The sequence below is a fragment of the Kitasatospora sp. NPDC058478 genome (assembly GCF_042720345.1).
In the GTDB taxonomy this organism is placed as follows: Bacteria; Actinomycetota; Actinomycetes; order Streptomycetales; family Streptomycetaceae; genus Kitasatospora.
Map to the genome: position 1 here is coordinate 1 of NZ_JBHXML010000019.1, position 12,035 is coordinate 12,035.

The 12,035-nt window shown below is 71.0% G+C and carries 7 protein-coding genes; 1 reads left to right on the plus strand and 6 read right to left on the minus strand.

Annotated features, from left to right (window positions below; genetic code table 11):
• The first annotated feature begins 41 nt into the window (after nt 1-41).
• Nucleotides 42-611 carry a Uma2 family endonuclease gene (locus ACFWPT_RS12830; protein ID WP_380380536.1) on the plus strand — a complete coding sequence of 190 codons (570 nt, stop codon included), beginning with the start codon at nt 42-44 and terminating at the stop codon, nt 609-611.
• A gap of 103 nt (nt 612-714) precedes the next feature.
• Here the strand turns inward: ACFWPT_RS12830 and ACFWPT_RS12835 are convergent, their stop codons facing one another.
• From ACFWPT_RS12835 to lgt, 6 genes are all read right to left on the minus strand, one after another.
• A complete protein-coding gene (locus ACFWPT_RS12835; protein ID WP_380380534.1) occupies nt 715-2,172 on the minus strand; it encodes an aldehyde dehydrogenase family protein in 1,458 nt (485 codons plus the stop codon).
• An 84-nt stretch (nt 2,173-2,256) separates the two neighbouring features.
• Nucleotides 2,257-3,123 (minus strand): helix-turn-helix domain-containing protein, encoded by an 867-nt coding sequence (locus tag ACFWPT_RS12840; RefSeq protein WP_380481628.1) that lies wholly within the window; start codon nt 3,121-3,123, stop codon nt 2,257-2,259.
• Nucleotides 3,124-3,464: 341 nt separating this feature from the next.
• Nucleotides 3,465-4,925, minus strand: coding sequence for a glutamate synthase subunit beta (locus tag ACFWPT_RS12845; protein WP_380481630.1), 1,461 nt, complete (start codon nt 4,923-4,925; stop codon nt 3,465-3,467).
• Nucleotides 4,918-9,519, minus strand: coding sequence for a glutamate synthase large subunit (gene gltB / locus ACFWPT_RS12850; RefSeq protein ID WP_380481632.1), 4,602 nt, complete (start codon nt 9,517-9,519; stop codon nt 4,918-4,920). The genes ACFWPT_RS12845 and gltB overlap by 8 nt, the downstream gene beginning before the upstream one ends.
• Nucleotides 9,520-9,959: 440 nt before the next feature.
• Nucleotides 9,960-10,682: a VIT1/CCC1 transporter family protein gene (locus tag ACFWPT_RS12855; RefSeq protein WP_380481729.1), complete on the minus strand. Its 723-nt coding sequence runs from the start codon at nt 10,680-10,682 to the stop codon at nt 9,960-9,962.
• Nucleotides 10,683-10,842: 160 nt separating this feature from the next.
• Entirely contained in the window at nt 10,843-11,934 is a 1,092-nt protein-coding gene (gene lgt / locus ACFWPT_RS12860; protein ID WP_380481634.1) for a prolipoprotein diacylglyceryl transferase, read from the minus strand.
• Nucleotides 11,935-12,035 lie beyond the last annotated feature (101 nt).

Here is a 12,035-nt window from a genome sequence, read left to right on the forward strand (position 1 = left end):
CCGACGGCCTTCGTGCTGTTCGCAGTGGAAGAATGGGGCCCATGAGCGAGTTCCAGATCCCAGAGCGCCACGCGCGGCTGCTGGCCTACGCGCAAAGCCTGACGCCTCCGGCCGGGTGGAAGATCGAGATCTCCGGCGACGAGATCATCATGATGGCCGGCCCATCGGTGATCCACCAGCGCAACCTGCTGCTCATCCGCGAGCAGTTCGACGCGCGTCGCCCGTCCGACCTGATGCCGAGCGAGAACACCGATCTGGCGTCGCCGAACGTGGGCAAGCTGCGCAACCCCGACCTGACCTACATCCCGATCTCGGTCGTCGAACTGGGCGGCAACGAGGTGCCGGCCGAGGAGGCGGCGATCGCGGTGGAGATCGTCTCGCCGTCGAACCCGGAGAACGACCTGGTCGGCAAGGTGCGCGACTACCCGCAGATGCGGATCCCGCTGTACCTGCTGATCGATCCGCGCAAGGGCGACATCACCCTCTACTCCGAGCCCTCCGACGGCGCCTACCGCCAACGCTGGACCGGCAGTTTCGGCGACCGGGTGCCGATCCCCACTCCCTTCGGCTTCGAGCTCGCCACCGACGGTCTCATCCGTTACCCGGCCTGACCGATCAGGTCGCCCGGCAGCTGCCGCCGGGCGACCCGCACCGCCCGAGGCGGCACCGTCAGAACGAAGACGCCCGGAACAAGAACGCCCGGACCAGCACCGCTCAGAACGGGAAGGCCGTGCGCCCGTGCTGGACGGAGATCCACTTCACGGTGGTGAACGCGTCCACCGTGGACTCCCCGTTGAGCCGCCCGATGCCGGAGTTCTTCTCCCCGCCGAACGGCACCGCCGGCTCGTCGGCGATGGTCCCGCCGTTGACGTGGATCATGCCGGTCTCGATCCGGTGCGCGACCCGGACGCCGCGCTCGACGTCGCCGGTGTGCACCGCGCCGCTGAGCCCGAAGGGGCTGTCGTTGGCGAGCCGGACGGCCTCGTCCTCGCCGTCGAAGGGCACCACGAGCACGACCGGGCCGAAGAGTTCGCGCTGGAGGATCGGCGCGTCCTCGGCCAGGCCGGTGAGGACGACGGGCTCCATCAGGCTGCCGACGGTGGTGCCGCGCAGCAGTGCGGTGGCGCCGGCGGCGATGGCCTGGTCGACCTGGGCGGTGATGGTGTCGGCCTGGACGGGGTTGATCAGCGGGCCGATCTGGGTGGCCGGGTCCTTGGGGTCGCCGACGGTGAGCGAGGAGATCTTCGCGACGAACTTGGCGGTGAACTCGGCCTCGACGGAGCGGTCGACGAGGACGCGGTTGGCGGCCATGCAGACCTGGCCCTGGTGGGCGAAGCGGCTGAACACGGCGGCGTCCACGGCGTAGTCGAGGTCGGCGTCGTCGAGCACGATCAGCGCGCTGTTGCCGCCGAGTTCGAGCACGGTCCGCTTGAAGTTGGCGGCGGCGACGGTGGCGACGTGCCGGCCGATCCGGTCGGAGCCGGTGAAGGCGATGACCTTGGGCACGGGGTGCTCGATGAAGGCGTCGCCGATCTCGGCGATGTCGGTGACCACGACGTTGAACAGCCCGGCCGGCAGGCCGGCCTCCTCGAAGAGCCGGGCGATCAGGGTGCCGCCGACGATCGGGGTCTCCTGGTGCGGCTTGAGCACCACGCCGTTGCCGAGCGCGAGGGCGGGGGCGACGGCCTTGATCGAGAGGTACAGCGGGAAGTTGAACGGGCTGATCACGCCGACGACGCCGACCGGCAGCCGGTAGAGGCGGTTCTCCTGGCCCTGCGTGATCGAGGGCAGCAGCCGGCCCTCCAGGCCCAGGGACACCCGCAGGCAGTCCCGCAGCATGTCCTTGACCAGGGAGAGTTCGAAGGCGGCCTTGAGCGCGGTGCCACCGAGCTCGGCCATGATGGCGCGGGTGATCTCCTCCTCGCGCTCCTCGATCAGGCGCAGCACGCGTTCGAAGACGAGCCGGCGGGCGTAGGGGGTGGTGGCGGCCCACTGCTTCTGGGCCCGTTCGGCGGCCCGGTAGGCCCGGTCGACCTCGGCGATGGTGGCGACGGTGATGGTGGCGAGCTTGTCGCCGGTGTAGGGGTCGACGTCGACGATGTCCCAGGAGCCGCTGCCGCTGCACCATTCGCCGTCGATGTACTGCAGCGCCAACTCGGAGAAGTACGACATCTGATCCCTCTCGTGCCGGTTCGGGGAACGTCGGCGGGCGAGCCGCTACGGCCCGGTCTGATTGGGCATCATCGTACTGACGTCTTACAGCTCTTGGCGTACGGAGTGCAGGAGCTGCCGGGTCTGTTCGGGGTCGAGGCTGTCGGCGAGCAGTCCTTCCATGGCGTGGCGGTACTCGGCGACCTCGGCCGGCTTGTCGAGGTAGAGCGCGGTGGTGAACTGTTCGACGTAGACGACGTCGGCGAGTTCGGGTTCGGCGAAGCCGAGTACGGTGAAGGCGCCGCTCTCGGCGCTCAGTCCGGCGCAGCCCAGCGGCAGCACCCGGAGCCGGACGTTGGGCAGTTCGCCGAGTTCGAGCAGCCGGTCGATCTGGTTGCGCATCAGCTCGGGGCCGCCCCAGGGGCGGCGCAGCGCGGCCTCGTCGAGGATCGCGAGCAGGCGGGGGCCGCTCTCGGCGGTGAGCAGGGCCTGGCGTTTGAGCCGGACCTCGACGCGGCGTTCGATCTCGCCGGGGTCGGTGACGTGGCCGCCGGCGGCGATGACGGCGCGGGCGTAGTCGGCGGTCTGGAGCAACCCGTGGACGAACTGGACCTCGTAGCTGCGGATCTCGGCGACGGCCTCTTCCAGGCCGACGTAGTTCTGGAACCAGGCGGGCAGCACGTCGCCGTACTCGTGCCACCAGGAGGTGGCGTTGGCGTCCCGGACGAGTCCGAGGACGGTGGCGCGCTCCTGCTCGGCCTCGACGCCGTACAGGGTGAGCAGGTCGGCGACGTCGCGTTCCTTGAAGCCGACCCGGCCGAGTTCCATCCGGCTGATCTTGGACTCGGAGGCGCGGATCGAGTAGCCGGCCTCCTCGCGGCTGACGCCCCTGGCCTCGCGGAGCTTGCGCAGCTGGGTGCCGAGCAGCAGGCGCCGTACCGTGGCGCCTCCGCTTGTCTGAGTCGTGCTCATCGCGTCAACCTCCGCACTCGCGCAGCAGCCCCCCGGCCGTCGGCGGCAGTCTGCCACCTGGCACCGGCGAACAACAGTCCGTCCGGTCAGGCCCTCCCGCGCGGCGTCCGGAACGGGCCTACGGTAGACCCAAGTCCTGGGAAATGTCTGAGAGTTGACACGACCCTTGACGGGCCCGCCAGCTTCAGGGTAGGCGGGGGAACGCGACGGCGCCCGCCCTCCAACTGGTCGGGGAAGAGGGCAGGCGCCAGGAGACCGCGTTGGCCCGGCGACTCTGGCGGGGGCAGCGGGTTGAGCTCCCGGCGATGCGGCACCGGGGGTTCGGGGGGCCGGTCGGCCCGTCAGACGACCAGCGGGCGGTCGGTGGGACGGATCGGGGCCGGCAGTGGGGTCTTGCCGCCGAGGTACTTGTCCACCGCGGCTGCGGCCGAGCGGCCTTCCGCGATGGCCCAGACGATCAGCGACTGACCGCGGCCGGCGTCTCCGCAGACGTAGACGCCATCGACATTGGTGGCGAACCGGCCGTCGCGGCCAATGTTACCGCGCGCGTCCAGGTCCACGCCGAGCTGCTCGACCAGGCCGTTGCGGACGTCGGTGCCGGTGAAGCCCATGGCCAGGGTGACGAGCTGCGCCGGGACGGCCCGCTCGGTGCCGGGGACGGGCTCGAAGCGGCCGTCCCTGAACTCGACCTCGACGAGGTGCAGCTCCTGGACGTTGCCGTCCTCGTCGCCGGTGAAGCGGGTGGTGTTCACGGAGTAGATCCGCTCGCCGCCCTCCTCGTGCGCGGAGGTGACCTTGTAGGTCATCGGCATGGTCGGCCAGGGCTGGTGGCCGGGGCGCTCCTCGGAGGGCCGCGGCATGATCTCCAGCTGGGTGACGGAGGCCGCGCCCTGGCGGTGGGCGGTGCCGACGCAGTCGGCGCCGGTGTCGCCGCCGCCGATGACGACGACGTGCTTGCCCTTGGCGCTGATCGGCGACTCGACGAAGTCGCCCTCCTGCACCTTGTTGGCCAGCGGCAGGTACTCCATGGCCTGGTGGACGCCCTTGAGCTCGCGCCCGGGCACCGACAGGTCGCGCGCGGTGGTGGCGCCGGCGGCGACGACGACGGCGTCGAAGCGCTCGCGCAGCTGCTGGCCGGTGATGTCCTCGCCGACATGCACGCCGGTGCGGAAGCGGGTGCCCTCCGCGCGCATCTGCTCGACGCGGCGGTTGATGTGGCGCTTCTCCATCTTGAACTCGGGGATGCCGTAGCGCAGCAGGCCGCCGACGCGGTCGGCGCGCTCGTACACGACGACGGTGTGCCCGGCCCGGGTGAGCTGCTGGGCGACGGCCAGGCCGGCCGGGCCGGAGCCGACGACGGCGACGGTCTTGCCGGACAGCCGCTCCGGGACCTGCGGCGTGACGCCGCCGCGGTCCCAGGCCTTGTCGATGATGGTGACCTCGACGTTCTTGATGGTCACCGCGTCCTGGTTGATGCCGAGCACGCAGGCCGACTCGCAGGGCGCCGGGCAGAGGCGGCCGGTGAACTCCGGGAAGTTGTTGGTCGCGTGCAGCCGCTCGATCGCGCCGACGAAGTCGTCCCGGTAGGCGAGGTCGTTCCACTCGGGGATGAGGTTCCCGAGCGGGCAGCCGTTGTGGCAGAACGGGATGCCGCAGTCCATGCAGCGGCCGGCCTGCTCGGTGATGATCGGCAGGAGGCTGCGCTCGACGTAGACCTCGTTCCAGTCCCGCAGGCGCACGTCGACGGGGCGCCGCTCGGCCAGCTGCTTGGGCGTGGTCAGGAAGCCCTTGGGGTCAGCCATTAGCCGCCTCCATCATCTTGCGAGTGGTCTCGGCCTCGGAGAGGCCGTCGCGCTCAGCGGCGTCCTTGGCGGCGAGCACTGCCTTGTAGTCGGTCGGCATGATCGTGGAGAAGCGGGAGACCCCGCTGCCCCAGTCGGCCAGGAGTTCGGCGGCGACGGTGGAGCCGGTCTCCTCGTAGTGCTGCTGCACGGTCTCGCGCAGCCAGTCGCGGTCGGCGGCGGAGGGGGCCTCGATGCCCACCAGGCCGTCGTTGACGTTCGCGGGGCGCAGGTCCAGGACGTAGGCGATGCCGCCGGACATGCCGGCCGCCAGGTTGCGCCCGGTCTCGCCGAGGATGACGACCCGGCCGCCGGTCATGTACTCCAGGCCGTGGTCGCCCACGCCCTCGACGACCAGGGTGGCGCCGGAGTTGCGGACGGCGAAGCGCTCGCCGGCCTTGCCGCGCAGGTGGATCCGGCCGGAGGTGGCGCCGTAGCCGATGGTGTTGCCGGCGATGACGTGGTTCTGCGCGTCGTTGCCGATGGCCGCGGCGTCGCGGGCCGGGCGGACGATCACGACGCCGCCGGAGAGGCCCTTGCCGACGTAGTCGTTGGCGTCGCCCTCCAGCCGCAGGGTCACGCCGCGCGGCACGAAGGCGCCGAAGGACTGCCCGGCGGAGCCGGTGAAGGTGACGTCGATGGTGCCCTCGGGCAGGCCCTCGCCGCGGTAGCGCTTGGTCACCTCGTGGCCGAGCATGGTGCCGACGGTGCGGTTGACGTTGCGGATCGGCAGCTGGATGCGGACGGTCTCGCCGCGTTCCAGGGCGTCCTCGGCGAGCGTGATCAGCTGGTTGTCCAGGGCCTTGTCGAGCGCGTGGTCCTGGGAGGTGGTGCGGTGGCGGGCCGCGCCCTCGGGCAGCTGCGGGACGTGGAAGAGCGGGGCCAGGTCGAGCCCGGCGGCCTTCCAGTGGTCGATGGCGGCGGCCGCGTCGATGTGCTCGGCGTGGCCGACGGCCTCCTCGATCGTGCGGAAGCCCAGCTCGGCGAGGATCTCCCGGACCTCCTCGGCGATGAACTCGAAGAAGTTGACCACGAACTCGGGCTTGCCGGAGAAGCGCTCGCGCAGCACCGGGTTCTGGGTGGCGACGCCGACCGGGCAGGTGTCCAGGTGGCAGACGCGCATCATGATGCAGCCGGAGACGACCAGCGGCGCGGTGGCGAAGCCGAACTCCTCGGCGCCGAGCAGCGCGGCGATGACGACGTCGCGGCCGGTCTTGAGCTGGCCGTCGGTCTGCACGACGATGCGGTCGCGCAGGCCGTTGAGCAGCAGGGTCTGCTGGGTCTCGGCGAGGCCGAGCTCCCAGGGGCCGCCCGCGTGCTTCAGCGAGGTCAGCGGGGAGGCGCCGGTGCCGCCGTCGTGCCCGGAGACCAGCACCACGTCGGCGTGCGCCTTGGAGACGCCCGCGGCGACCGTGCCGACGCCGACCTCGGAGACCAGCTTCACGTGGATGCGGGCGGCCGGGTTGGCGTTCTTGAGGTCGTGGATGAGCTGCGCCAGGTCCTCGATCGAGTAGATGTCGTGGTGCGGCGGCGGCGAGATCAGGCCGACACCCGGGGTGGAGTGCCGGGTCTTGGCGACCCACGGGTAGACCTTGTGGCCGGGCAGCTGGCCGCCCTCGCCGGGCTTGGCGCCCTGGGCCATCTTGATCTGGATGTCGTCGGCGTTGACCAGGTACTCGGAGGTGACGCCGAAGCGGCCGGAGGCGACCTGCTTGATGGCCGAGCGGCGCTGCGGGTCGTACAGGCGGTCCGGGTCCTCGCCGCCCTCGCCGGTGTTGGACTTGCCGCCGAGGCGGTTCATCGCGATGGCGAGGGTCTCGTGCGCCTCCAGGGAGATGGAGCCGTACGACATGGCGCCGGTGGAGAAGCGCTTGACGATCTCGGAGACGGGCTCGACCTCCTCGACCGGGATCGGGGTCCGGCCGAGGGCGTCCAGCTGGAACAGGCCGCGCAGCGTCATCAGGCGGGTGGACTGCTCGTTCACCCGGTCCGTGTACTGCTTGAAGATGTCGTACCGGCGGTTGCGGGTGGAGTGCTGGAGCCGGAAGACGGTGTCCGGGTCGAACAGGTGCGGCTCGCCCTCGCGGCGCCACTGGTACTCGCCGCCGATCTCCAGCGCGCGGTGCGCGGCCGGGATGCCGGAGGCCGGGTAGGCCTTGGCGTGGCGGGCGGCGGTCTCCTTGGCGATCTCCTCCAGGCCGATGCCGCCGAGCTTGGTGGTGGTGCCGGCGAAGTAGCCGTCGACCAGCTCCTGGGAGAGGCCGATGGCCTCGAAGACCTGGGCGCCGCGGTAGGAGGCGACGGTCGAGATGCCCATCTTGGACATGACCTTGAGCACGCCCTTGCCGAGCGCCTTGATCAGGTTCTTGATGGCCTTCTCGGCCTCGACGCCCTGGATGAAGACCTTCTGGGCGACGAGGTCCTCGACGGACTCCATGGCCAGGTACGGGTTGACGGCGCCGGCGCCGTAGCCGATCAGCAGCGCGACGTGGTGCACCTCGCGGACGTCGCCGGCCTCGACCAGCAGCGACACCTGGGTGCGCTGCTTGGTGCGGATGAGGTGGTGGTGGATCGCGGAGGTGAGCAGCAGCGAGGGGATCGGGGCGTGCTCGGCGTCGGAGTGCCGGTCGGAGAGCACGACGATCCGGGCGCCGTCGGCGATCGCGGCGTCGGCCTCGGCGGCGATCTCGGCCAGCCGGGCGGCCAGGCCCTGGCCGCCGGCGGCGACCTTGTAGAGGCCGGAGAGCGTGACGGCCTTGAGGCCGGGCTGGTCGCCGTCGTGGTTGATGTGGACGAGCTTGGCCAGCTCGTCGTTGTCGATCACCGGGAAGGTGATGCCGACCGAGCGGCAGGCGGCGGCCTCGGCGGCCAGCAGGTTGCCCTCGGGGCCGAGGTTGCTGAGCAGCGAGGTGACGAGCTCCTCGCGGATGGCGTCCAGCGGCGGGTTGGTGACCTGCGCGAAGAGCTGGACGAAGTAGTCGAACAGCAGGCGCGGCTTCTCGCTGAGCGCGGCGATCGGCGAGTCGGTGCCCATCGAGCCGAGCGCCTCGCCGCCGGTCTTGGCCATCGGCGCGAGGATGACCCGCAGCTCCTCCTCGGTGTAGCCGAAGGTCTGCTGGCGGCGGGTGACCGAGGCGTGGGTGTGGAAGATGTGCTCGCGCTCGGGCAGCTTGGCGAGCTGGATCTGCCCGGCGCCGACCCACTCCGCGTAGGGGTGCTCGGCGGCGAGGGAGGACTTGATCTCCTCGTCCCCGACGATGCGGCCCTCGGCGGTGTCGACGAGGAACATCCGGCCGGGCTGCAGGCGGCCCTTCTTGACGACCTTCTCCTGCTCGATGTCGAGCACGCCGACCTCGGAGGAGAGGACGACCAGGCCGTCCTCGGTGATCCAGTAGCGGGCCGGGCGCAGGCCGTTGCGGTCGAGCACGGCGCCGATCTGGGTGCCGTCGGTGAAGGTGACGCAGGCCGGGCCGTCCCAGGGCTCCATCAGGTTGGAGTGGTACTGGTAGAAGGCGCGGCGGGCCGGGTCCATGGTGGCGTGGTTCTCCCACGCCTCCGGGATCATCATCAGCACCGAGTGCGGCAGCGAGCGGCCGCCGAGGTGGAGCAGCTCCAGGACCTCGTCGAAGGAGGCGGAGTCGGAGTGGTCCGGGGTGCAGACCGGGAAGATCCGCTCCAGGCCCCGGCCGTTGCGGTTGGCGGGGATGAGGTCGGTGGCGAGCTGGGACTCGCGGGCGCTCATCCAGTTGCGGTTGCCCTTGACCGTGTTGATCTCGCCGTTGTGGGCGACGAACCGGTACGGGTGGGCGAGCGGCCAGCTCGGGAAGGTGTTGGTGGAGAAGCGCGAGTGCACCAGGCCGACGGCGGAGGCGTAGGAGCGGTCCGACAGGTCGGGGAAGAAGGGCTCCAGCTGGCCGGTGGTCAGCATGCCCTTGTAGACGATGGTGCGCGCGGACAGCGACGGGAAGTAGACCCCGACCTCGCGCTCGGAGCGCTTGCGGACGACGAAGGCGGTCCGGTCGAGCTCGATCCCGGCCAGGCCGTCCTTGGCGAGGAAGAGCTGCCGGAAGCGCGGCATGACGCTGCGGGCGGTGGCGCCGAGCAGGTCCGGGGTGGCGGGGACGTCGCGCCAGCCGAGGACGGTCACGTCCTCCTCGGCCGCGATGGCCTCGATCCGGGCGACGGCGTCCGCGTCGGCGGCGTCCTCGTCGGGCAGGAAGGCGATGCCGACCGCGTAGGAGCCGGCGGCGGGGAGCTCGAAGTCGACCTTGCCGCGCAGGAAGGCGTCCGGGATCTGGGTGAGGATGCCGGCGCCGTCACCGGAGTCCGGCTCGGCGCCGGTGGCGCCGCGGTGCTCCAGGTTGCGCAGGACGGTCAGCGCCTGTTCGACGATGGTGTGGTCGGCGATGCCGGTCAGCGTGGCGACGAAACCGACGCCGCAGGCGTCGTGCTCGTTTCGCGGGTCGTACAGGCCCTGAGCGGTAGGTCGCGCATCCGGAACGAGCGCGTACGGCTGGCGGGCTGCGCCGGCCTGGGGCTCGTTGGCGGAGTGCATGGATGCAGGCAGCATCGGCTCTCCCGTCGTCGTCTTTCGGCTGTGTGGTGCAAGGAGGGACGACGTTGGCCCTGATGCGATTTCGTGCAAGTTACATGATGCCCAAGATCCCGGGAAGTGGAATATCTCGTCCACATGGCGGACTGATCCGCAGGTCAAGGGGGGAATGAGAGGACGCGCCACAATGCGCGTCCCCTCGATTGTGCCCGGCGGTCGGCCGCCTGAAACAGGGGCGAAACCCGATCGCCACACGGGACGATCAAGGACGCCTGTGAATCGATCCCGAGGGCTCACCCACGGATGCGAATCCTCGGCCCCGAAGCCCGGATGGTGAGACTAGGCCAGGCACCGCCCGGCGGCCATGTGCGGAACGTCACGCACTACCTGGCATAGTCATGCACTCCTCCGGGTCGTCACACACCCCGGCCGAACGAGTGCACCTAGCCGACGTGCCCGCCGATCAGCCACCCCAGCAGATACGTCACCCCGGCCGCCGCCCCGCCCAGCACCAGCTGCCGCAGCCCGCTGAACCACCAGCTGCGCGCCGTCACCCGGGCCACCACCGCGCCGCACAGGAACAGCCCCACCACCGACAGCAGCAACGCCGGCACCAGCGAGGTCGCCCCCAGCAGGTACGGCAGCAGCGGCAGCAGCGCGCCCACCGCGAAGCAGACGAAGGACGACCCGGCGGCCACCCACGGTGACGGCAGGTCGTTCGGGTCGATGCCCAGCTCCTCCCGGGCGTGGATCTCCAGGGCCTGGTCCGGGTTGGCGGACAGCTGCCGGGCCACCTCGTGGGCGAGGTCCGGCTCCACCCCGCGGGAGATGTACAGCTGCGCCAGCTCGGCCAGCTCGCCGTGCGGGTTGCGGCTCAGCTCCAGCCGCTCGGCCTCGATCTCGGCCTGCACCAGCTCGGCCTGCGAGGCCACCGAGGTGTACTCCCCCGCCGCCATCGAGCAGGCGCCGGCCACCAGCCCGGCGAGCCCGGTCAGCACCACCGTGCCGCTGGACGCCGAGCCGCCGACCACGCCGGTCATCAGCGCGAAGTTGGAGACCAGGCCGTCCATCGCCCCGAACACGGCGGGCCGCAGCCAGCCTCCGTTCACGTCCCGGTGGTGCCCGGCAGCGGGTATGCGGGGGTGGTGCCCGGCCTCGGGCTCCAGGGTGGTCGCGCTCACGGCAGTTCCCCTCCGTTCGATTCGTCTGCCCCGACCGTAGACCGTCTGACCTGCGCATTTCCAGCAAAGTAAGGCTGTCCGAACAGCGCTTCGGCCGCCCTGCGCGAGCATCGCGCGGGCGGCCGAAGCGGGGGGAACTCCCAGGTCAGGTCAGGTTCTTGGCATTCTTGTCGGCGCTCTCGACGGCCTCGGAGGCTGCCTCCGCGTCCGCCTTTTCGTCCGCGGACTGGGACAGTTCGGCGGTCTCACCGGCCCCGGCGACCTTCTCGGACGGCGCGGGCTTCCCGGCGGCCTTCTCCGCCGAAGCGGCCTTGCCGGCCTTCTCGGCCTTGCCGGACTTCTCGGACCCCGCGGCCTTGCCGGACGCCGCCGCCTTGTCGGACGGGCCCTGCGCCTCGCCCTCCTCGTCGGCCAGCGGGTCGATGCTCGCCGGGTCCTCCCGGCCGGGCCGCTTCTTGCCGACGACCACCAGGTAGACCACGGCGCCGATGAACACCACGATCGACGTCCAGTCGTTCAGCCGCAGGCCGAAGTAGACGTGCGCCTCGTCGATCCGCAGCCACTCGGTCCAGAACCGGCCCACCGTGTACGCGGCCACGTACAGCGCGAAGGCCCGGCCGTGCCCCAGCTTGAAGCGGCGGTCGGCCCAGATCACCAGCAGCGCGACGCCGACGCACCAGATCGACTCGTACAGGAAGGTCGGGTGGTAGACGCCCTTGACGACCTCGCCGCCCGGCAGCGTCTTGTCGATCTCCAGGCCCCACGGCAGCGTGGTCGGCCGGCCGTACAGCTCCTGGTTGAAGTAGTTGCCCCAGCGGCCCATCGCCTGCGCGAGCGCGATGCCCGGCGCGATGGCGTCCGCGTACGCGGGCAGCGGCACGCCCCGGCGGCGGCAGCCGATCCAGGCCCCGACCGCGCCGAGCGCGACGGCGCCCCAGATGCCGAGGCCGCCCTCCCAGATCTTGAAGGCGTTCCAGGGGTTCTTGCCGACCCCGAAGTACAGCTGGTGGTCGGTGATCACGTGGTACAGCCGGCCGCCGACCAGGCCGAAGGGCACGGCCCAGACGGCGATGTCGCCGACCGTGTGCTTGGCACCGCCCCGGGCGACCCAGCGCTTGCTGCCGAGCCAGACGGCCACGACGACACCGAGGATGATGCAGAAGGCGTAGGCGCGCAGCGGGACCGGTCCGAGGTACAGGACGCCCCGCGACGGGCTGGGAATGTAGGCGATATCCATGGCGGTTCCGACGCTACAGGGTCTGCGGCCCCTGCTGGGCACCCCCGGGGTCACAGATACCGAACAACGGGCGCCGGGAACGACGCCGCCGCCCCCTCCGG